This window comes from Bordetella tumulicola, from assembly GCF_965138755.1.
Taxonomy (GTDB): Bacteria; Pseudomonadota; Gammaproteobacteria; order Burkholderiales; family Burkholderiaceae_B; genus Bordetella_A; species Bordetella_A tumulicola.
In genome coordinates this window covers 110,304-132,686 of sequence record NZ_CBCSFP010000015.1, presented here as the reverse complement: position 1 = coordinate 132,686, position 22,383 = coordinate 110,304, and the positions used below count along the sequence as shown (strand labels likewise).

Below are 22,383 nucleotides of genomic sequence, written 5' to 3'. Positions count from 1 at the left end.
GTCCCGCTGCGCGGGACTGCCCGGGCTTCAAAATGCCGGCGCGACGCTCAAGCGCGTGACAGGCACTGGTAATGGGGCATGCCTCGGGGGCTGATTGCCATGGTTTTGCCATGGTTGTGGGGCATACTTGTTGTTTGTGTTTGTTGGGCGTTTGCGCTTTTGGGGCACTCGCGCTTATGCGAGCACACCCAGGATTACGTTGTTGGCATCGAAGATCGCGATGACTTGGATGCCGGGAGCGAGTTGCAGGGCGTTGGCGCTTTCTTGGGTGATGACGGCGATGATGCTGGTGCCGTTGGCGATGTCTACGACGATTTCGTTGTTGACGGCGCCGGGATGAATGGCGGCGATGGTGCCGGCGAGTTGGTTGCGGGCGGATAGGCGCAGGTTGTCGCTGGGCAGGGCGATCATGACCGAGGGGGCTTTGATCAGCGCGATGGCTTCGCTGCCGGGAGCCAGGTCGAGGTCGGCGGTGCTTTCGCGGGTGATGGTGGCGATGATGTCGTGGCCGCTGGCCAGGCGCAGGGTGATTTCGTCGTTGACGGCGCCGGTGCGGATAGCGGTGACGGTACCGAGGAGTTTGTTGCGCGCGCTGGTTTTCAGCATGATCCGTCTCATGAGGTTGAGGTCGCTGGGGGCATCGAGGTTGGTTTGGGCCAGGTGCGCCATGACGCGACGGTGTTCGGCTTCTAGCGTTTCGAATGTGGCGATGAGTTGCCGGGCGCGGGGGGTGAGTTGGGCGCCGCCGCCGCCTTTGCCGCCGGTGGCGCGCAGGACGAGGGCTTCGCCGGCAAGGTTGTTCATCGCGTCGATGGCATCCCAGGCGCCTTTGTAGCTCATGCCGACGGCACGGGCGGCGGCGCTGATGGAGCCGGTGCGTCCGACTTGGGTGAGCAGGTCTATGCGGTTTTTGCCGCCCCAGGGCTGGGTCCCGACCCGTAGCCAGAGGGATCCGTCGAGTTCCAGGGGATGAGTGGTCATGGTGGGGAGGTCGATGATGGTACGGGTAGCGGGACCTTGGCCTTAACGAGAATGAGATTCCATTGCAAATTTATAGGCTTCAAGGCATGATGTTTGCGCACTTATTGCGGAGAATTTCGTTATGAAACGCGTTGCGCTTTTCCCTGTGCTGGCTGTCGCGGGCCTGTTGTCGGCCTGCTCGGCTCCCACGATTCGCAGTGATTATGATCACAGCGCCAATTTTGCTCAGTATCGCAGTTTTGGTTTTATGTCGCCTTTGGGTACGGATACGTCGGGCTATAGCACGCTGTTGACGGCGCGGCTAAAGACGGCAACGCGTGGGCAGATGGAGATGCGGGGGTATGTTTATTCCGAGCAGTCTCCTGATCTGCTGGTGAATTTCAATGCCAAGCTGCAGGATAAGACGCAGGTGACGCCGGCGCCGATGATTCCGTATTATGGCTACCGTACGGGCTTTTATGGTGGCTGGCCGGGTTATGGCTGGGGCGGTAATGATGTGTATCAGTACACCGAAGGCACGCTGAATGTGGACCTGATCGACGCGCGGCGCAAGCAGTTGGTCTGGGAGGGCGTTAGCCAGGGGATTATTGATGATCAGGCGACGGCAGCGTCGTCGGAAAAAGTCGAGGCGACCGTGGCGCAGATATTTCAGCGTTATCCGTTCCGCGCCGGTAGTGCGGCGCCCCAAACCCCTCAGGCAGGTAAGACTCGATGAGCAAGCCAACTGACCCGCGCGGGACGCACTCGTCGCAGGCTGACGCTTACGAGACGGTGGCGTTGGTCCTGCAGGGTGGCGGTGCGCTGGGCTCGTATCAGGCGGGGGTCTATCAGGGGTTGCACGAGGCCGGTATTTCCCCGAACTGGATTGCCGGGATTTCGATTGGCTCAATCAACGCGGCGATTATCGCGGGCTCTCCAATGGATGAGCGCATCGAGCGTCTGCGCGGTTTCTGGGAAGATATTTGTCGTCCGACAGGATTTTCGGCTTTGCCTTGGGGCGATGCGTGGGCGCAGGCGTTTCAGGGGATACCCTTTGGATTTGGGTCACCGATGATGAATAGCCAGTTGGCTGCGTACCGGGCGTTGACCGAGGGGCAGCCTGGATTTTTTTCGCCACGCTATCCGCCGCCGTACCTGCTGCGGGGCGGCCCCGAGGCCACCAGTTTCTACGATACGTCGCCATTGGCCGCGACCCTGCACAAGTATGTCGATTTTGATCTGCTCAATCGAGGCGCAGTGCGGGCCAGTTTTGGCGCGGTGAACGTGCGTACCGGTAATTTCGCGTATTTCGATAATAAGCAGATGCCGTTGCGGGCAGAGCATATTATGGCGTCGGGCGCGCTGCCGCCCGGGTTTCCGGCGATCGAGATCGACGGGGAGCACTATTGGGATGGTGGCGTAGTGTCGAATACGCCGCTGGCCCATGTGCTGGCGGCCTTGCCGATCAAGGACACCTTGGCTTTTCAGGTGGATCTTTGGCCTGCAAGGGGGGCGTTGCCGACCAATCTCGAAGAGGTGGCCGAGCGTCAAAAGGACATCCAGTATTCCAGTCGTACCCGTACGGTGACCAATATTCACCAGCGCCTGATGAAGTTGCGCCGCGGGTTGCAGCGCGTGCTCGAGCATTTGCCCGAGGATGAACGCAATAGCCCGGACTTGGCGGACATCCGCGAGCTTGCCTGTACGCCCGCGGTGAACGTGGTCAATTTGATTTTCGAGGCCAAGCACTATGAGCGTAATTCGAAAGATTACGAGTTTGGCACCGAGGCGATGCGCGAGCATTGGCAAAGCGGATTGACGGATATTCGGCACACGCTGGCGCAGCCCAGAGTTTTGGATCGCCCGCATGCCAATCAAAGTTTTGTTTCGCACGACATCCATCGTACGAAGCCGCAGTGACGCGACAAGATCGATATCGTCGAATTTCAGATGGTGCCGCGATATTGTGGTTAATTTGATGTCAAATGCGGTGGTTTTACGACAAAAATGAGGTTACAGTAACGGCCTTGGCGGGCGTGACTACCCCGTTTCAGCGCCGTGCGCGAGTTTGCGCGCCTCGGCTCTACTCCGTGAGGAATCCATGCGTTTTCCGCATCATCGTGTCTCGGGATTCGGTGTCGCTGTGTTGGTTGCTTTAGCACTGGCAGGCTGCAATGAAAGACCCCAAATGAACCCCGGTATGCCGCAAGTTAGCGTCATTACGGTACAACCCAAACCTGCTTCCATTGTGTCCGATTTGCCGGGCCGTGTTGATGCCGTGCGCGACGCCGAGATCCGCGCGCGTGTGACAGGTATCGTGCAAAAAATCGAGTTTGAACAAGGCAGCGAGGTTAAAGCGGGCCAACTGTTGTTCAAGATCGATCCTTCCCAGTATCGGGCGACGCGTGATCAGGCCGCTGCCCAGCTCAAGCAATCGCAGGCCGATCTGTACAGCACCAAGGCACTGGCGGATCGCTATGCGCCGCTGGTCAAGGCCAATGCGGTCAGCAAGCAGGAATACGACAACGCCGTGGCCGGCTACCGACAGGCCCAGGCCGCAGTGGCGGCTGCCAAGGCCAATCTTGACTCCGCTGAGATCAACCTGGGGTACACCGATGTCACGTCGCCGATCGACGGGCGTATCGGCAAGGCACTCGTCACCGAAGGCGCGTTGGTCGAAGGAACGTCGGCCACGCAAATGGCCTTGGTACAGCAGTTAGACCCTATTTATGTCGATTTCACGCAGAGCACGACCGACTTGGCCAGGCTGCGGCAGGCGTTTGCCAGCGGACAGATCGAGCGTATGGGGGCAAATGCCGCCCGTGTGAAGGTGATCCAGGAAGACGGTACCGAGTACGCCCATCCGGGCAAGCTGCTGTTTACCGGTATTACGGTCGATCCGACCACGGGACAGGTTAATTTGCGCGCCGAGGTGCCCAATCCCGATCACGTCTTGTTGCCTGGCATGTATGTGCGCGTGCGCCTGGAGCAGGGGACGAATCAGCAAGCGCTGATGGTGCCTCAACAATCTCTGCAACGCACGGCCGATGGCTTGCAAAGCCTGATGTTGGTCAAGGACAAAAAGGTCGAGCAGGTCGCTGTGACGACGGGTGGCGCGATTGGTACCGAGTGGCTGGTGACCAGCGGCCTCAAGGCAGGAGATGTCGTGGTCGTCGAGGGCTTCCAGAAAATTCGTCCGGGTGCACCGGTAGAGACGTCTGCCTGGACGCCGGGGGCCGAGGGCAAGGCTGCGGCACCTGCAGGGGGCAAGCCGGCCGATGGCAAACCCGCGCAAGACAAACCCGCCGAAGGTAAACCAACTGAAGCCAAGCCCGCTGACGGCGCACCTGCCGAAGGCAAGCCAACAGAAGGCAAGCCCGCGGAGGGCACCGCGCCACCTGCACAGCCCGATTCCGGGCACAAATCCTAAACGGCACGCGGCGCGATGCGCCGCGTGCCTGTTTTCGTGAGCACTTTCCGGGTTAGCCCACATGCCGCAATTTTTTATTGATCGACCAATCTTCGCCTGGGTAGTCGCCCTGTTCATTCTGTTGGCAGGCTTGTTGGCTATTCCCAATATGCCGATCTCGCAGTATCCCGACGTGGCACCACCGGCCATTACGATTACGGCGACTTATCCGGGGGCCTCGGCCGGCGAGGTCGCCGAATCGGTGACCAGTATCATCGAAGACCAACTCAATGGCGCCAAGGGGCTGCTGTATTACGAGTCTGTCAGTGACTCGAATGGTCAGTCGACGATCACCGCGACGTTTACGCCCGGCACCGATCCGGACTTGGCGCAGGTAGACGTACAGAACCGAGTGTCGAACGTCACCGCCCAGTTGCCGACGGCCGTCGCGCAACAAGGGATCCAGTACGAGCAGACCAGCACGGGCTTTCTGATGATCGTGACGCTGTCGTCGACCGACGGCTCACTGAGCGAGACGGCGCTGGCGGATTACATCACTCGCAACGTCCAGAACCCCGTCTCGCGGGTGCCTGGCGTGGGGCAGTTCCAATTGTTTGCGGCCCAGCGCGCGATGCGCATCTGGATCGATCCCGACAAACTTGTGGGCTATAACCTGAGCGCGTCCGACGTCAATACGGCCATCAGTCAACAAAACGTGTTGATCTCGGCGGGTAGCATGGGTGCGCCGCCCAACCCTGACAGCCAGCGTATTACCGCCACGGTGGTGGCTAACGGACAGCTGTCTACGGTAGAGGGGTTTGGCAATATCGTGCTGCGCGCCAATACCGATGGTTCTTCGGTGCGTCTGCGTGACGTGGCCCGTGTCGAGGTGGGTGCTGATAATTATCAGTTTGGTGCCCGACTGAACGGCAAGCCCACGGCGGCCTTTGCGGTGGTGCTGTCACCCGAGGCCAACGCGTTGGCCACGGCGCAGGGCGTACGCGACCAGATGGAATCGTTGTCCCAGTATTTCCCGGGCAACATCAAGTTCGACATTCCGTACGACACTGCGCCGTACGTGAAAATATCCATCGAACAGGTTCTGCACACTTTGGCTGAGGCCATGGTGCTGGTGTTCCTGGTGATGTTCCTGTTCCTGCAGAACGTGCGCTATACCCTGATTCCGGCCCTGGTGGTGCCGGTTGCGATGCTAGGGGCGTTTGCGGTGATGCTGGCGCTGGGCTTCTCGATCAACGTGCTGACTATGTTTGCCATGGTGCTGGCCATCGGGATTTTGGTCGATGACGCTATCGTGGTGGTCGAGAACGTCGAACGCATTATGGCGTCCGAGGGGTTGTCACCCAAGGAAGCCACCAAAAAAGCCATGCCGCAGATCAGCGGCGCTATCGTGGGTATTACGCTGGTGCTGGTCACAGTGTTCCTGCCGCTGGCATTCATGAGCGGCTCGGTCGGGGTGATTTACCGTCAGTTCTCGGTGGCAATGGCGGTGTCCATTTTCTTCTCGGCATTCCTGGCACTGAGCTTTACCCCCGCCTTGTGCGCTACGCTGCTCAAGCCGATTCCCAAGGGGCATCACGAAACCAAGAAAGGCTTTTTCGGATGGTTCAACCGCAGATTTGACGCGACCACGCATAGCTACCAAAACTGGGTGGCCCGCATCCTGCACCGGGGCGGTCGCATGATGTTGGTGTTCCTGGTGCTGGTGTTGCTGCTGGGCTGGTTGTATCTGCGTCTGCCGTCGTCGTTTCTGCCCGAAGAAGATCAGGGCTATGTGGTCAGCAACATCGAGTTGCCGACGGGCGCCAGTGCCAACCGCACGGTCGAAGTGATCGAGCAGGTTGAGGAATACTTCATGAACCAGCCCGCCGTCGAAAATATCATTGCCGTTCAGGGCTATAGCTTTAACGGTAATGGTCTGAACGCGGCGATTGCCTTTACCACGCTGAAAGACTTTTCAGAACGGACGAGTCGCGAGGATTCGGCAGGCGCGATTGCATTCAAAGCCTTTCAAAAGCAGTTGATGGGCATTCATGACGCCACGGTGTTCACGCTGGTGCCGCCGGCGATTTCGTCGCTAGGTAACGCGACCGGCTTTGACTTGCGTCTACAAGACCGCGGGAATGCCGGGGGTGCGGCATTGGCGCAGGCGACGGCGCAGTTGATGAAAATGGCGAGCGAAAGCCCGGTGCTGTCGCAGGTGCGTATTACCGGGCTGCAACCCGGACCGCAGTTGTCATTGGACATCGATCGTGACAAAGCGGCGGCGCTGGGCGTGGACTTCAACGCCGCGGCCACGTTGATCGCGACGTCACTCGGGTCGGCCTACATCGACAAGTTCCCCAATATGGGGCGCATGCAGAATATCTGGGTGCAGGCAGAGGCACGTCATCGTATGCAGGTGGACGAAATCCTCAGGATGAACGTCGCCAATGCCAGCGGTCAGATGGTGCCCCTGTCGAGTTTCGTGTCGTCTAATTGGACGCAAGGTCCCATTCAGGTGGTGCGCTACAACAGCTACAACTCCATGCGGATCGGTGGCGATGCGGCGCCGGGTTACTCCACCGGTGAGGCGATGGCCGAAATGGAGCGCCTGGTCGCACAGCTACCCTCGGGCTTTGGCTACGAGTGGAACGGCTTGTCGTACCAGGAGCGTCAGGCCGGTAACCAGGCGCCTATCTTGATGGGACTGGCGTTGCTGGTGGTCTTCCTGGTGCTGGCGGCCCTATACGAAAGTTGGGCGATTCCCCTGTCGGTGATGCTGGTGGTGCCGTTGGGGATGCTGGGGGCGGTCGGTCTGGTCTCTCTCCTGGGCATGTCCAATGACGTGTATTTCCAGGTGGGGATGGTGACGGTGATCGGGTTGGCGGCCAAGAACGCCATTCTGATTGTTGAGTTTGCCAAGGACCAGTACGCCCGTGGCATGGGCCTGCACGAGGCCACTGTCGAAGCAGCGCGCTTGCGGTTCCGCCCTATTTTGATGACTTCAATGGCCTTTATCCTGGGTGTGGTGCCGTTGGCCATGGCCACGGGGGCCGGCGCAGCCAGCCAAAGGGCCGTGGGCATTGGCGTGCTGGGCGGCATGTTGGCGGCCACGCCGTTTGCGGTGATTTTCGTGCCGACCTTCTTCGTCGTGATGCTCGGTCTCTTTAAAACCAAACCGCGTTTGCTGGGCAATGAGCTCAAGGAGTTCGAGGCCGAGCAGGCTGCAAAACGCGCCCGCGAGGCCGCGGAGTCTAATCAATCTGGTAACGAACCCAAGCCTGATTCGGCTACCGGCCAGGAGGGCAAGGAATGACAGCCCTGATGTACAAACGAACCGCGTTATCGGTATGTGTGGCGGCCATCATCAGTGGCTGCTCGCTGGCACCTGACTATCATCGTCCCGAGTCGCCCGTGCCGGGCGNCTGGCCGACGCAGCCCAAGGTGCAAATCGGCTCGACGAGCGGCCGCGCCTCGGTGTCTGAACAGCCCGCCGCGGCTGTCGCTCCAGAAGGGACCGTGCCGGCGGCAGATCTCGGCTGGCGCGAGTTTTTCCGTGACCCGCGACTGCAGGCGTTGATCGAATTGGCGCTGATAAACAACCGCGACCTGCGCGTGGCGGTACAAAGCGTCGAAGAAGCGCGCGCCCAGTATGGCGTGCAGCGGGGGGCGCAATGGCCCAGCATCGGGGCGGGTATCGAGGGCTCGCGTCAGCGCATGCCGCCGAATATGCGCGTCGGTGGCGAAGACGCGCCTTCGGTTTCCAGCAGCTATCAGGCCGGCGTCGGCATGACCGCTTTCGAGATCGATTTGTTTGGCCGCTTGCGTAGCCTGTCCGATGCTGCATATCAAGCCTATCTGGCTACAGAGCAAGCGCAGCGCAGCGTGCACATCACGCTGGTGGGGGCGGTCGCCCAGGCGTATTTCAATATGCGTGCAGCCGAGGTTCAGCTCGAGCTGACCCAAAAGACCCTGGCGGCGCGGCAAGAGTCCTACAACTTGGTCAAACGCCGTTTCGATGGTGGCGTTGCCTCGGAAATGGACCTGAACCAGTCCCGGAGTCTGCTGGATTCGGCGTCCGCCGATCTGGCGCAATTGGCGCGTTTGCGTGCGCAATCAATCAATGCGCTGACCGTATTGGTCGGCGTGTCTTTGCCGGATGGTCTTCCGCCCCCGGCGGAGTTTGGCCGCGATCAGTTGCTGGCAACCGTGCCGGCGGGCTTGCCGTCTGACATGCTCGAGCGCCGGCCCGATATCATGGCCGCCGAAAATACCCTGAAATCTTCCAATGCCAATATTGGCGCGGCGCGCGCGGCATTTTTCCCGACCATTTCCCTGACGGGCATGCTCGGCGTGGCCAGCGATTCGCTGGGAACACTGTTTCGTGGCGGCCAGGGAGCCTGGAGTTTTGCCCCGTCGATTACCACGCCGATCTTTTCGGGCGGCAGTATCCGCGAGGGCCTGAACCTGGCCGAGGCGCGCAACAATATCGCGGTCGCGCAGTACGAACAGACGATCCAGCAGGCATTCCAGGAGGTCTCCGACGCGTTGGCGGGCGAGGCTACCTACGGGGCGCAAGTCGATGCGTTGCGTTCGCTGCAGACCTCTACCGCGCGCACCCTTGAATTGTCTAACATGCGTTACGTCAATGGCATCGACAGCTATTTGCAGGTTCAAACGGCGCAGGTCGATTTTTTCAGCGCCCAATTGAGCTTGGTGCAGGCGGGATTGGCCGCACTGAACAACCGCGTCGCCCTGTACAAGGCATTGGGCGGAGGATGGTCCGAGGTGACGCCGCTGGCGTCCGGCGACACGACAACACCGACGTCCAGTGCGCCGGCGGGCAATCCGTCGACGACAACGCGCACCTCGGTGCCGCAGCCGAGTGTCGCGCCCGCATCGGGTTCTTGATCTGGGGCTACACTTGAGGGGGCATCTGGCCTGTTATGGCTAGATCCTCCTCCTCCGTTTCACCCACGAAAGCACCATGATAGAACTAGGCGTCAACATTGATCACGTGGCGACGCTGCGCCAGCAGCGCCACACGACTTATCCCGACCCTGTACAGGCCGCCCTGCGTGCCGAAGACGCCGGGGCCGACCTGATTACCCTGCATCTGCGCGAAGACCGTCGCCATATTCAGGATGCGGATGTCCATGCTATTCGGCCGTTGCTGCGCACCCGCATGAACCTGGAGTGCGCGATCACGCCGGAAATGCTCGAGATCGCTTGCCAGGTGCGGCCCAACGATGTGTGTCTAGTGCCTGAAAAACGTACAGAACTGACCACCGAAGGCGGGCTGGATGTGGCTGGGGCATTGTCTGCCGTCAGCAGCGCCGTGGCGCGCTTGCATGAGGCCGGTATTCGCGTTTCGCTATTCATCGATCCCGACCCTCATCAGATCCAGGCGGCCGCCGAGGCCGGCGCGACGGTGATCGAGCTGCACACGGGCTCCTATGCCGAGGCGAGCGGCGATCAGGTTCAACACGAACTCGACCGCGTGAGCCTTGGTCTGGCCGAGGGCTTGCGTCATGGCCTGCGGGTGAACGCCGGGCATGGACTGCACTACGGCAATGTGGCGCCGATTGCCGCGCTGGACGGGATTACCGAACTCAACATCGGGCATGCCATCGTGGCGCAGGCGGTATTTGACGGCTGGGACAAGGCGGTGCGCGACATGAAAGCGATCATGGTGCAGGCGCGCTTGCTGGCTGTACGCGGTCGCTGAATCCGATCCGTGTCTTATCGCGAACCCGATGTCTCAAGCCCCCGCTCATTCGCCCCCGACGCCGCCTGGCAGCATTGCCGGCATCGGGATGGATTTGCTGCGCATAGATCGTATCGAGCGCGCCTTGGCACGCCATGGCGATCGCTTTGCCGAAAAGATTCTGGGGCCGGACGAACTGCAGAAATTCCACGCCCGTCGCGCTCGCGATGCCGCGCGCGGCGTGCGTTTCCTCGCGACGCGGTTTGCCGCCAAGGAGGCCTTTTCCAAGGCCATTGGCTTGGGGATGCGCATGCCCATGACCTGGACACGGGTACAAACGTTGAACGCGCCGGGCGGTCGACCGATCCTGGTGATCGCCCCGAGTCTGCTTCAGTGGTATACACCGCGCTTCGGGGCCGCGCATGTCTCTATTACCGATGAGTCTGATCTCGCGGCCGCTTACGTCATCGTCGAGCGCAAGGGCTAAGCCCGGCGGCTTCCTCTTTCTCGAATAGCAAAGGACAAACCCATATGGCCAAGAAACAGAAAAGCGTGCTGCCTCCGGGTCCCGTCGTGGTCGATGTGGCGGGCACGACGCTGACCAAGGAAGAAAAAGCCCGCTTGCGCCATCCACTGGTGGGCGGCGTGATTTTGTTTGCGCGCAACTTCCAAAGCCGCGAGCAGTTATGCGAACTGACTCGAAAAATCCACCGCGCACGCGGCGAGCCTTTGATGATCGCAGTCGATCACGAAGGCGGCCGGGTACAGCGTTTTCGTGAAGACGGTTTTACGCCATTACCCGCCATGCGCGACCTGGGGACCATCTGGGATCGTGACCCGCTGACGGCCATGCGATTGGCGACCGAAACCGGCTATGTCTTGGCCGCCGAGCTGCGCGCATGTGGCGTCGATCTCAGCTTTACGCCAGTGCTGGACCTGGACTACGGTGTCAGCAAGGTCATTGGCACCCGGGCCTTTCATCGGGATCCACGAGTGGTGGCCATGTTGGCCCGCGCCGTGTCCCAAGGTTTGGCACAAGCGGGGATGTCGGCTTGTGGCAAGCATTTCCCCGGGCACGGTTTTGTGGGGGGCGACTCTCATCATGAAATTCCTGTTGATTCACGCTCGCTCGAGCGTATCCTGAAAGAAGATGCGGCACCCTATGCCTGGCTGGGTGATGCGGTGCTGCCGGCGGTCATGCCCGCGCACGTGATTTATCCCAAGGTGGACAAGCATCCCGCGGGATTTTCGCGCCGCTGGGTGCAAGACATTTTGCGCAAGCAACTTAACTACGGCGGCGTCGTGTTTTCCGATGACCTCACCATGGAAGGCGCGACGGTCGCGGGCGACATCCTGGCCCGTGCCCAAGCCGCGCTGGGCGCGGGATGCGATATGGTACTGGTCTGCAATCGTCCCGATCTGGCTGACGATTTGTTGTCTCGCCTGGACGTGACCCCCGCGCCGGAATCGGTCGAGCGTATCCGCCGGCTGATGCCCCGTTTTGCCGCCCCCAACTGGAAGGCTCTGCAGGCCGAAACTCGCTATCAGAATGCCCGACGACTTCAATCTCAAATCGTTCCTGGCTGATCTGCCACACCTGCCCGGCGTCTATCGACATATAGACGCCGAGGGTGTCGTGATGTACGTAGGCAAGGCACGCGATCTGAAAAAGCGTGTCTCATCGTATTTTCAGAAGAATCTGGCCAGCCCGCGCATCGCCCAGATGGTGGCGAAGGTCGCGCGCGTCGAGGTCACGGTCACGCGCTCCGAGGCCGAGGCTCTGCTGCTGGAAAACAACCTCATCAAGAGCCTGCGGCCGCGATACAACATCCTGTTTCGTGATGACAAGTCGTACCCGTACTTGTGGATCACCGGGCATGAGTGGCCACGGATCGCCTACTATCGTGGCGCGACCAACAAGCGTGGGCAGTATTTCGGCCCCTTTCCGAATGCCTGGGCCGTACGCGAGACCATACAGATCCTGCAAAAAGTGTTTCGCCTGCGTACTTGCGAGGACACGGTCTTCGCCAATCGCTCGCGTCCCTGTCTGCTGCATCAGATCGGTCGTTGTTCCGCGCCCTGCGTCCAGGCGATTTCGGCCGACGACTACGCCAGCGACGTCAACCGCGCCATGCGCTTTCTGAATGGTGAAGCGCGCGAGGTGATGGGTGAAATCGAGCAACGCATGCAATTGGCTGCGGATGAACTGCGTTTCGAAGAGGCGGCCGCTTTACGCGATCAAATGGGATCGCTGGCGCGTGTCTTGCACCAGCAAACCATGGAAGAAGCCGGTGGCGAGGACACGGATGTGATCGTGGTGGCCTCGGCGGGGGGCAAAGTCTGCGTGAACCTGGCCATGGTGCGCGCGGGACGGCACTTGGGCGACAAGCCCTTTTTCCCCGTGCATGTTGATGGCCAGGAAGCGCCTCAGATCCTCGAGGCGTTCATTGCGCAGCACTACACCGAGAATCCGTTGCCGCCAGTGCTGGTTTGTTCCCATGCCCTGCCCGACAAGGGGCTGATCGAATTGCTGGCCGAGCAGGCACAAGTCCGGCCCGCACGCGTGCTGACTCGACCGCAGGGGGTGCGGCGTGCCTGGCTGGAGCAGGCCGTCAAAAATGCAGAAATGGCCTTGGCCCGTGCGCTGACCGAATCGGGCGCCCGCGCCGCACGGACATTAGCGTTGGCCGAGGCGCTGGACCTGGATACGGACGAGACCGCGCTGGACGCTCTGCGCATTGAGTGTTTTGACATTAGTCATACGGCCGGTGAGGCCACGCAGGCTTCTTGCGTCGTGTTTTTACACCACGATATGCAGCCCTCCCAGTATCGTCGCTACAACATTGCGGGCATTACACCGGGCGACGATTATGCGGCGATGCGCCAAGTGCTGACGCGTCGCTTTGGGCGAGTGGCCGATGGCGACGCACCCATGCCAGGCCTGGTGCTCATTGACGGGGGCAAGGGACAAATCGAGGTCGCTCGCCAAGTCTTCGCCGAATTGGGACTGGATATCCAGACGCTGGTGGGCGTGGCCAAGGGGGAAGGGCGCAAGGTGGGCCTGGAAACCCTGGTGTTTGCCGACGGCCGTCCCCCCGTCGCGCTAGGGGGCGAGTCGGCCGCGCTGATGCTGATTGCCCAAGTGCGCGACGAAGCCCATCGTTTTGCCATCACCGGCATGCGGGCTCGCCGTGCCAAAGCGCGCAACGTCTCGCGCCTCGAGGAAATCGAGGGTGTCGGCGCGCGCCGGCGTCAACGGTTGCTGGCGCGGTTCGGCGGGTTTTCAGGAGTGGCGAGCGCCAGTATCGAGGACTTGGCTTCGGTGGACGGGATTTCGCACGATCTGGCCGAGCGCATCTATGAGACGCTGCATGGCTAAACCCTTGGCCCTGAAACAGAAATACCAAACCGACACGTCGTGCCAACAGTTTTCACGCGGGTGATGTAGGATACAAACATTATGCCAATCAATGTGCCCATTTTTCTTACATGGCTGCGTATCGCCATGATCCCGCTGGTGGTGGGGCTGTTTTATCTGCCCAACACGTGGATAGCCGAGCCTGCCCGCGACACCCTGGCCGCCTGGGCGTTCATTATTGCGGCACTGACTGATTGGTTTGATGGGTGGCTGGCACGCCGCTGGAACCAGACCTCGGCGTTCGGCGCGTTCCTGGATCCGGTGGCCGACAAGCTCATGGTTTGTGCCGCCTTGATCGTATTGCTGGATCTGGGCCGGGTTGATGCCTTTATCTCGTTGATTATCATCGGCCGCGAAATCACGATATCGGCTCTGCGCGAATGGATGGCCAAGATCGGCGCCAGTGCCAGTGTCGCGGTGCATCGCCTGGGTAAATTCAAAACTGCCTCCCAGATGGTGGCCATACCGTGCCTGCTGTACAACCAGCCGATTTTTGGCATGTCCAGCCGTATCCTGGGGGCGGTATTGATCGTCATTGCCGCAGTCCTCACCGTCTGGTCCATGCTGTATTACCTCCAACGCGCCTGGCCGGCTATTCGCGAAAAATCTCAGTAATGCGTCCCGCTGTAGAGACTGTCACACCCGAGTCGGCGGCCCTGCGTCGCCGCGACTGGCTGACGATTTTGTTGATTGGCGTCGTGCACGCGTCGTCGCACTTCTTCCAACTGGTGCTGCCCTCGCTGTATGTCTCGCTGGGCAGTACCTTCGATCTGGACTTTGCCCGGCTGGGCCTGCTGGTATCGGCGTTTTACGTCGTATCGGGTATCGGCCAGGCATCTTCGGGCTTTGTGGTGGATCGCATCGGCGCACGGCCGGTGCTGTGGTTTGGCCTGTCTTGTTTCGTGCTGTCGGGGGTGTTGATCGGTTCGGCCAATGGCTACGCCATGTTGATGGTGGCGGCCGTGATCGGCGGTGTGGGCAACTCGGTCTTTCACCCGGCCGACTATTCCATCATTAATCATCGCATCAGCCCGGCACGCTTGGGCCATGCCTTTAGTACGCACGGGTTGACCGGCAATCTAGGCTGGGCGTTGACGCCGGTCTTTATGACTTCGATTACGCTCTTGGCAGATTGGCGTGTGGCAGCCTTTAGTGCCGCGGGTCTGGTCGCGGTAATACTGTTATTAGCCGTACTCGGCCGGGATTTGTTGGGCGGCGCCGTGCCGGCGACGGCCGATAGCGTTCAGGGCAAGGCCGCCGCCTCGATGGCTCAGGCGCCACAAGAGTCCGTGATCACCACGCTGATGACGTTGCTTTCCAAGCCGGCGTTATGGGGCGCTTTCCTGTTCTTTGCGTGCACGTCCATTGCACTGTCTTCCGTACAAAACTACACGATTCCCTTGTTGGGCGAGCTCTACGACCTGTCCAAGGTGGTTGCGAGTTCGGCCCTGTCGGGCTACATGGTGGCGTCGGCGATAGGCATGGCCGCGGGGGGCTTCTTGGTCTCGGCAAATCCGCGAACCGAACTGACCGTCACGGTGGCATTGCTCTTGGCGGGTCTGACCCTGGTGGTGCTGGCGCTGGGGCTCGTTCCACCGGGCTGGGCCGCGTTGGTCGTGGGGCTGGCCGGCTTTTGCTCAGGTGTTGCCGCGCCGTCGCGCGATATGTTGATCCGGCGCGTTACCCCTAAAGGCTCAACGGGGTCGGTGTATGGCCTGGTCTATTCGGGCATGGATGTGGGGTCGGCGTTGGGGCCGCTGGGGTTCGGTTTGCTGCTGGACGCCGGGATGAACCATGGCCCCTGGATTGGCGCTGGCGTGGCATTTGCGTTGGCGGCGGTCCTCGCACAATGGATCGCCATTCAGGCGCGCAAGGTCAGCTCGCCAGCCATGTCAGTCGCACGTTGACACGGTGCCGGGGCGCGAATTATTGACGCGCCATTCGCACGTCGCTCGGCACAGGTTCGTCCGTATTGCTGCGCCAGGGGTTGATATCCAGACCCCCGCGCCGTGTATAGCGAGCATAAACTGTTAATTGCTCGGGCTGGCACGCCGTCATGATGTCGGTAAAAATGCGCTCCACGCAGTGCTCGTGGAACTCCGCATGATTGCGAAACGACACAATGTAGCGCAGCAGCGCGGCGCGATCGATCGACTGGCCGCGATAGCGAATCTGCAGGCTGGCCCAATCAGGTTGGCCGGTGACGGGGCAGTTTGACTTCAACAGGCGCGACGCCAGCGTTTCCGACACGATGGGGCCCGCCGCTCGCTGCAATAGCGAGGCATCGGGCGTATAGACACCGACGTCGATATCCAGATCGTCCAGATATTCCCCCTCGAGCTCACCGAGTCTCAATTGCGCAAAGCGCGCGGGCAAGATCAGATCCACGCCAACCGTGCTGCCCGCAGCAGAAGATAAATCGCATGCCAAGTGATCGCTTAATTGCTGGGCGCTATCCAACCGCGTCTGGTTGAACGAATTCAAATAGAGCTTGAACGACTTGGATTCGATGATATTTGGGCTTTCGGCCGGAACACTGAACGTCGCCATGGCAACCTGGGGCTTGCCCTTGGCGTCGAGCCACGACAACTCGTAGGCGTTCCAGATATCGACGCCCATGAAGGGCAGGGAGGTCGAGAGATTCAATCCCGCGCGATTGTGCGAGCGTGCGATGGGAAACAGCAGGCCGGGGTCATACTGCGACGGGTAATCAACAGGCTGGCCCAGTGGGGCATTAGATAAAGACATGAGCGGGCAGTGTAGGGCTGCGTTGAGGCGATGTTCGGAATTGCTATTTTAGGCCGTGTAGGGTTTGGTGTTTTTCGTATTGTGAAATGATATCTGCGTCATATGAAAGCCGCTGTTGCAGAGCAGCGTGACAGCATTTCATAGCGGGTAATTTTGTTCCGTAATATGAAATTAAAATTATAACTATATGATTTAAAGGAAAAATATTTTTAGTCTTGTAGAGGATCAAAGCGCACATTGCTTTGCAGCATAGGCATAGACTTTTATCGAACGAGGCAAAAAAAATTTCCTCACATTGCACCTTCGGATCGGCGCCAAAAGCCTCCCGCTACCGAATCAGGATTCTTCCCCGGTATTCCTTTTTTCTTCTCTCGTAGTGTCTTTTGTCTTTCTGGAGTATGTCATGAGCAATCGCGAAACCGAAATCCGTAATCTGCAAAAAGACTGGGCCGAAAACGCTCGGTGGCAAGGTATCAAGCGCGGCTATGGCGCCGAAGAAGTCGTGCGTCTGCGTGGCTCAGTGCCGGTGGAGCACACGCTGGCACGCCGCGGGGCGACCCGTTTGTGGGACCTGATGCACAGCGAGCCCTTTGTGAACTCGCTCGGCGCCCTGACGGGCAACCAGGCCATGCAGCAGGTCAAGGCCGGCCTGAAGGCCATTTACCTGTCGGGCTGGCAAGTGGCGGGCGACGCGAACCTGGCCGGCGAGATGTATCCGGACCAATCGCTGTACCCCGTCAATTCCGTTCCGCAAGTGGTTCGCCGCATCAACAATGCCCTGTCGCGTTGCGACCAGATCCAGTGGATGGAAGGAAAAAATCCGGGCGATGAGGGCTATATCGATTATTACGCTCCGATCGTGGCGGATGCAGAGGCCGGATTCGGTGGCGTGCTCAACGCGTTTGAGTTGATGAAGGCCATGATCGAAGCGGGCGCGTCGGGCGTGCACTTTGAGGATCAACTGGCGTCTGTGAAAAAGTGCGGCCACATGGGGGGCAAGGTGCTGGTGCCCACGCGGGAAGCCATCTCCAAACTGGTGTCGGCACGTTTGGCGGCCGATGTCATGGGCACGCCGACGGTGTTGCTGGCCCGTACCGATGCCGATGCCGCGGACTTGGTGACCAGCGACGTGGACGAGAACGATCGCCAGTTCATCACGGGCGAGCGTACGGTGGAAGGGTTCTTCCGTACCCGGGCTGGCATTGATCAAGCCATTTCGCGCGGCCTGGCCTATGCCCCTTATGCCGACCTGATCTGGTGCGAGACCTCGACCCCCAATCTGGAATACGCCCGCAAGTTCGCCGAGGCCGTTCATCATCAATTCCCGGGCAAGATGCTGGCCTACAACTGCTCGCCGTCGTTTAACTGGAAAAAGAATCTGGACGATGACACGGTGGCGAAGTTCCAGCGTGAATTGGGCGCCATGGGATACAAGTTTCAGTTCATCACGCTGGCGGGCTTTCATGCCCTGAACTACGGCATGTTCGAGTTGGCGCACGGCTATGCCCGTCGTCAGATGAGCGCGTTTGTTGAATTGCAGCAGAAGGAATTCGCCGCGGCCGATCTGGGTTTTACCGCCGTCAAGCACCAACGCGAAGTGGGCACCGGTTACTTCGATGCCGTGACACAGGCCATCGAGGGGGGCAAGTCCTCCACCACGGCGCTGACCGGATCGACGGAAGAAGCGCAGTTCCATCACGAGGAGCCCGCGGCCGTGCGTGCCGCTTAATGCGGCGTCACAGGTGCAGCACGCCTGTTGTGTTTGGCGAGCCTGAGTTTTTGAAGGGTTGTTTGCTGTAGTAGTAGGGTGGTTAAAGGGATGCCCACGGGCATCCCTCTTTTTATCTGGCCTGATTAGACTCGGATAATGGAATAATGTTGATGCATAGATTGAATGGTGCGCAGGAGTCGAACAAGTAGAATGAGCGGGTCAATAGCTATGCAGAGGTTCGCGTGCAACCCGTTATTTCCGTGCAGGGCCTGTCCAAGACCTATGCGTCGGGGCATCAGGCGCTGAAAAACATCAACCTGGATATCCAGCGTGGCGAGATCTTTGCCTTGCTGGGCCCCAATGGCGCGGGCAAGACGACGCTGATCAGCATCCTGTGCGGCATTGTCACGCCAGGGCAGGGACGTGTCTTGGCCGATGGCCACGACATCGTGACTGACTATCGGGCGGCGCGTTCGAGTATCGGACTCGTACCACAGGAAATTTCCACGGACGCTTTCGAAAACGTCTGGAATACGGTGAATTTCAGTCGCGGCCTCTTTGGCAAGCCCGCCAATCCCGTCTATATCGAAAAAATCTTGCGTGCCTTATCCCTATGGGACAAGAAGGATACGCGTATCATGGCGCTGTCGGGCGGGATGAAGCGTCGCGTCATGATCGCCAAGGCGCTATCGCACGAGCCCGATATCTTGTTTCTGGATGAGCCGACAGCCGGGGTGGACGTAGAGTTGCGCCGGGGCATGTGGGACATGGTGCGGCGTTTGCGCGAGAACGGGGTCACCATCATTCTGACCACGCACTATATCGAGGAAGCCCAGGAGATGGCCGATCGAATCGGGGTGATTCGCAAGGGCGAGATTATCCTGGTCGAAGAGACACAAGCCTTGATGAAAAAGCTGGGCAAACGGCAATTGACCCTGACGCTCAAGACGGCGTTGGACGCGATGCCTGCCGCGCTGACCGAATACGGTCTGGATCTCTCGGACGACGGCTATCAGCTTGTCTATACCTATGACAATCAAGAAGGCGGCGGCGAGATCGCCCGTCTGCTGCGTCAATTGGATGAGTCAGGGATCGAGTTCACGGATCTGCGTTCTTCCGAAAGTTCGCTAGAAGACATTTTTGTCAGTTTGGTGAGTGCCTGACTATGAATTTTTACGCTATTCGCGCCATTTATCTTTTTGAAATGGCGCGCGCGCGCCGCACGCTGATGCAGAGTGTGGCCTCGCCTGTGATATCGACGGCGCTGTATTTCGTGGTGTTCGGCTCGGCGATCGGCTCTCATATGGTTGAGATCGAGGGCGTCAGCTATGGGGCGTTTATTGTCCCCGGCATGATTATGTTGTCACTGTTGACGCAGAGTGTCGCGAATGCTTCTTTTGGCATTTATATGCCGCGTTTTTCAGGCACGATCTACGAGATCCATTCCGCGCCCATTTCATATATCGAGATTGTGGCGGGCTATGTGGGGGCGGCGACGAGCAAGTCCGTGATCCTGGGACTGATCACGCTTGGGGTAGCTCGCCTGTTTGTGGAGTTCGATATTCAGCATCCTTTTGTGATGCTGGGCTTTTTGATTTTGACGTCAGTGACGTTCAGCCTGTTTGGATTCATTATCGGGGTCTGGGCCGATGGCTTTGAAAAGCTGCAGATCATCCCGCTGATGATTATTACGCCCCTGACTTTTCTGGGCGGTACGTTTTATTCGATCAATATGCTGCCCCCGTTTTGGCAGGCTGTGACGCTATTTAATCCGGTGGTGTACCTGGTCAGTGGATTTCGCTGGAGCTTCTATAGTGTGTCGGATGTCAGTGTGTCGATTAGCCTGGGTATGACGTTGGCGTTCTTGATCGTCTGTTTGATCACGGTGCGTTGGATATTCAAGACGGGGTATCGGTTAAAGACCTGAGCCTTCGGTGCTGGCAATAACCCGCGCTCCACACTACACCCCTCATGCGCCCAGCACCCCGCCCGCCTCCTGGCCCAGATATTCATAAGCCGCTGTATTGACCCGGGAAACCCGCCACTCCACCGGTTGCTTGTTATACGAATAAGCCACCCGCCGGATTTCCAGCAATGCCGTGCCCTGCGTCACTCCCAGCCATTGGGCATGAGTGGCATCGGCCAGGCCAACCCGCAGCCACTCGTCGGTCGCAATGACGTTTACCCCAAACACGTCCTGGTACAGAGCGTATAAGGTGCTGGGCCGTTCGCGCAGATGATATTCCGCCATGCCCGGAAACCGTGACTCGGGCAGGCTGATGTCATCCACCATCACCACATCGCCATTGAGCGACAGCACATTCGAGAATTCGAACACATACGCCCCTGCCGGCAGCGCCAGGCGTTCACGCACCGCGGCCGTGGCCCGCACGCGGCGAAAGCGCAGCAGCTGCGTCGCGGGATAGGACTTGTGGCCGTCCTGGCGGACGATGCGGAAGAACTTGAAGAAATGATGGTTGCGCGTATGCACTGCCACATACGTGCCACGTCCCTGGTGTCGCACCAAGATGTTCTCCGCCGCCAGTTCATCGATGGCCTTGCGCAGCGTCCCAATCGAGACACCGAACCGTTCGGCCAGGGTTTTCTCGGGGGGCACCGCCTCGCCTTGTTTCCATTCTCCGCGTGCCAGCGCCGCAAGCACCTCCTGCTTGACCTGGGTGTACAGGGGGCTGCCTAGGGGAACAGTCGTGGTCGAAGTGTTTCTCATGGTGATACCGGCGATGAAAGAGGGCGAATTATAGCGGCGCACGTTATCGCAACTTAAATCATACAACTCATACATATGATTTAGTTGACTATGATTTTAGTCGCGCCTAAGATGTGATGAACCCGGCCGGACCGAGCGGCCCCGGACGGCTATTACTCCAGAGAGGAAAACTATGATTCACGCCGTATTGCACGATGCGAAGGACACGGTGGCGGTCGCCGTCGTGGAAGGCCTGACAGCAGGCACTGAACTGAATGCCTGGATCATGGATGAAGACAAAATCGTCCATTTGAAGGCGCTGCAAGACATTCCTATCGGCCACAAGGTGGCCCTGAAAGACATGGCGGTAGGCGACACCGTGTTCAAGTACGGCACCGATATCGGCAAGGTGGTCGCGCCCATCCAGGTCGGTCAACACGCCCACGTTCACAACATCAAGACCAAACGCTGGTAAGCGGCTGCGTCCCCATCACAGATTACCTACATAGGAAACCGCTATGGCCATCATCAATGCCTCGACCACGTTCCAGGGATACCGTCGCGATAACGGACGTGTCGGCGTGCGCAACCACGTCATCGTCCTGCCCGTGGACGATATCTCGAATGCAGCCGCCGAAGCCGTCGCCAACAATATCAAGGGCACCATGGCTCTGCCTCACCCCTACGGTCGCCTGCAGTTCGGTGAAGACCTGGAGCTGCACTTTCGCACGCTGATAGGCACCGGCAGCAACCCCAACGTCGCCGCCGTGATTGTCATCGGCATCGAAGAAGGCTGGACTAAGCGCGTGGTCGACGGTATCGCCGCTACCGGCAAGCCCGTGGCGGGCTTCAGCATCGAACTGCACGGCGACCACGACACCATCATGCGGGCCTCGCGTCAAGCCAAAGACTTTGTGCACTACGCGACTGCGCTGCAGCGTACCGAATGCCCCATATCCGACTTGTGGGTGTCCACCAAGTGCGGCGAGTCGGACACTACCTCGGGCTGTGGTGCCAACCCCACCGTGGGCAATGCCTTCGACAAGCTATACGAGCTAGGCAGCACGCTAGTGTTCGGCGAAACCACCGAACTCACGGGCGGCGAACACATCGTGGCCGAGCGCTGCGCCAACGACGCGGTACGCGAGCGCTTCATGTTCATGTTCAACCGCTACCAAGAAGTGATCGATCGTTGGAAGACCAGCGACCTGTCCGAATCGCAGCCCACCAAGGGCAACATCGCCGGCGGCTTGACCACCATTGAAGAAAAGGCGTTGGGCAATATCCAGAAAATCGGCAAGAAATGCCGCGTCGACGGCGTGCTGGATAAGGCCGAGACGCCTACTGACAAAGGCCTGTGGTTCATGGATTCCTCGTCGGCGGCGGCCGAGATGGTGACGCTGTGTGCGGCCTCGGGCTATGCGGTGCACTTCTTCCCCACGGGCCAAGGCAACGTCATAGGCAACCCCATCCTGCCCGTCATCAAGATTTGCGCCAACCCGCGTACGGTGCGCACTATGGGCGAACACGTGGACGTGGATACCTCGGCGCTGCTGCAACGCGACATCGACCTGGACCAGGCGGGCGACCAGTTGCTGGAATGCATGCTGGCCACCGCTAACGGCCGCTGGACGGCCGCAGAAGCCCTGGGCCATCGCGAATTCGTACTGACGCGCTTGTACGAAAGCGCCTGATCGCGACGCGGCACACCATCCGCAGGAGG

General features: G+C 59.7%; 19 protein-coding genes and 1 pseudogene. 17 read left to right on the top strand and 3 right to left on the bottom strand.

Going from position 1 to position 22,383, the window contains the following annotated elements:
- Positions 1–174: 174 nt before the first annotated feature.
- Positions 175–981 carry a TOBE domain-containing protein gene (locus ACNAZS_RS25020; RefSeq protein WP_415793258.1) on the bottom strand — a complete coding sequence of 269 codons (807 nt, stop codon included), beginning with the start codon at positions 979–981 and terminating at the stop codon, positions 175–177.
- Positions 982–1,102: 121 nt separating this feature from the next.
- Here ACNAZS_RS25020 and ACNAZS_RS25015 point away from each other — a divergent pair, with 121 nt between their 5' ends.
- From ACNAZS_RS25015 to ACNAZS_RS24960, 12 genes and pseudogenes are all read left to right on the top strand, one after another.
- Positions 1,103–1,696 (top strand): DUF4136 domain-containing protein, encoded by a 594-nt coding sequence (locus ACNAZS_RS25015; RefSeq protein ID WP_415793257.1) that lies wholly within the window; start codon positions 1,103–1,105, stop codon positions 1,694–1,696.
- Positions 1,693–2,880, top strand: a complete 1,188-nt coding sequence (locus ACNAZS_RS25010) for a patatin-like phospholipase family protein (RefSeq protein WP_415793256.1) — start codon at positions 1,693–1,695, stop codon at positions 2,878–2,880. The genes ACNAZS_RS25015 and ACNAZS_RS25010 overlap by 4 nt, the downstream gene beginning before the upstream one ends.
- 181 nt (positions 2,881–3,061) lie before the next feature.
- Positions 3,062–4,390 (top strand): efflux RND transporter periplasmic adaptor subunit, encoded by a 1,329-nt coding sequence (locus ACNAZS_RS25005; RefSeq protein WP_415793255.1) that lies wholly within the window; start codon positions 3,062–3,064, stop codon positions 4,388–4,390.
- A 61-nt stretch (positions 4,391–4,451) separates the two neighbouring features.
- Entirely contained in the window at positions 4,452–7,685 is a 3,234-nt protein-coding gene (locus tag ACNAZS_RS25000; RefSeq protein WP_415793254.1) for a multidrug efflux RND transporter permease subunit, read from the top strand.
- A pseudogene (locus ACNAZS_RS24995) lies at positions 7,682–7,793 on the top strand (hypothetical protein); the annotation flags it as partial. The gene ACNAZS_RS25000 and the pseudogene ACNAZS_RS24995, both read left to right, overlap by 4 nt.
- A 1-nt stretch (position 7,794) precedes the next feature.
- Positions 7,795–9,280: efflux transporter outer membrane subunit (locus tag ACNAZS_RS24990; RefSeq protein ID WP_415793253.1), on the top strand; the 1,486-nt coding region annotated here is incomplete at its 5' end.
- A gap of 76 nt (positions 9,281–9,356) precedes the next feature.
- Positions 9,357–10,097 (top strand): pyridoxine 5'-phosphate synthase, encoded by a 741-nt coding sequence (locus ACNAZS_RS24985; RefSeq protein ID WP_415793252.1) that lies wholly within the window; start codon positions 9,357–9,359, stop codon positions 10,095–10,097.
- Between the two features lie 28 nt (positions 10,098–10,125).
- On the top strand, positions 10,126–10,563 hold the full coding sequence (gene acpS, locus ACNAZS_RS24980; protein WP_415793251.1) for a holo-ACP synthase: 438 nt from the start codon (positions 10,126–10,128) through the stop codon (positions 10,561–10,563).
- A gap of 44 nt (positions 10,564–10,607) precedes the next feature.
- Positions 10,608–11,663: a beta-N-acetylhexosaminidase gene (gene nagZ / locus ACNAZS_RS24975; protein WP_415793250.1), complete on the top strand. Its 1,056-nt coding sequence runs from the start codon at positions 10,608–10,610 to the stop codon at positions 11,661–11,663.
- Positions 11,626–13,455: an excinuclease ABC subunit UvrC gene (gene uvrC, locus ACNAZS_RS24970; RefSeq protein ID WP_415793249.1), complete on the top strand. Its 1,830-nt coding sequence runs from the start codon at positions 11,626–11,628 to the stop codon at positions 13,453–13,455. Before nagZ ends, uvrC begins: the two co-directional genes overlap by 38 nt.
- An 81-nt stretch (positions 13,456–13,536) precedes the next feature.
- A complete protein-coding gene (pgsA, locus tag ACNAZS_RS24965; RefSeq protein ID WP_415793248.1) occupies positions 13,537–14,109 on the top strand; it encodes a CDP-diacylglycerol--glycerol-3-phosphate 3-phosphatidyltransferase in 573 nt (190 codons plus the stop codon).
- Positions 14,109–15,401: an MFS transporter gene (locus tag ACNAZS_RS24960; RefSeq protein WP_415793247.1), complete on the top strand. Its 1,293-nt coding sequence runs from the start codon at positions 14,109–14,111 to the stop codon at positions 15,399–15,401. Before pgsA ends, ACNAZS_RS24960 begins: the two co-directional genes overlap by 1 nt.
- A gap of 19 nt (positions 15,402–15,420) precedes the next feature.
- On the opposite strand, the gene queF is transcribed toward ACNAZS_RS24960, so the two are convergent.
- Complete coding sequence (gene queF / locus ACNAZS_RS24955; RefSeq protein WP_415793246.1) at positions 15,421–16,242, bottom strand: NADPH-dependent 7-cyano-7-deazaguanine reductase QueF; 822 nt, start codon at positions 16,240–16,242, stop codon at positions 15,421–15,423.
- A gap of 403 nt (positions 16,243–16,645) precedes the next feature.
- On the opposite strand from queF, the gene aceA reads away from it, so the two are divergent.
- From aceA to ACNAZS_RS24940, 3 genes are all read left to right on the top strand, one after another.
- Positions 16,646–17,971, top strand: coding sequence for an isocitrate lyase (gene aceA / locus ACNAZS_RS24950; protein WP_415793245.1), 1,326 nt, complete (start codon positions 16,646–16,648; stop codon positions 17,969–17,971).
- A gap of 224 nt (positions 17,972–18,195) precedes the next feature.
- Positions 18,196–19,116, top strand: a complete 921-nt coding sequence (locus ACNAZS_RS24945; protein ID WP_415793244.1) for an ABC transporter ATP-binding protein — start codon at positions 18,196–18,198, stop codon at positions 19,114–19,116.
- A gap of 2 nt (positions 19,117–19,118) precedes the next feature.
- A complete protein-coding gene (locus tag ACNAZS_RS24940) occupies positions 19,119–19,880 on the top strand; it encodes an ABC transporter permease (protein WP_415793243.1) in 762 nt (253 codons plus the stop codon).
- Between the two features lie 42 nt (positions 19,881–19,922).
- Here the strand turns inward: ACNAZS_RS24940 and ACNAZS_RS24935 are convergent, their stop codons facing one another.
- Entirely contained in the window at positions 19,923–20,681 is a 759-nt protein-coding gene (locus ACNAZS_RS24935; protein ID WP_415793242.1) for a GntR family transcriptional regulator, read from the bottom strand.
- Positions 20,682–20,853: 172 nt separating this feature from the next.
- Between ACNAZS_RS24935 and ACNAZS_RS24930 the strand changes: the two genes are divergently transcribed.
- Together ACNAZS_RS24930 and ACNAZS_RS24925 are read left to right on the top strand one after the other, a co-directional pair.
- The gene (locus tag ACNAZS_RS24930) at positions 20,854–21,135 is read left to right on the top strand and encodes a UxaA family hydrolase (RefSeq protein WP_415793241.1); all 282 of its coding nucleotides are present in this window, start codon (positions 20,854–20,856) and stop codon (positions 21,133–21,135) included.
- A 43-nt stretch (positions 21,136–21,178) separates the two neighbouring features.
- The gene (locus tag ACNAZS_RS24925; RefSeq protein ID WP_415793240.1) at positions 21,179–22,354 is read left to right on the top strand and encodes a UxaA family hydrolase; all 1,176 of its coding nucleotides are present in this window, start codon (positions 21,179–21,181) and stop codon (positions 22,352–22,354) included.
- Positions 22,355–22,383 lie beyond the last annotated feature (29 nt).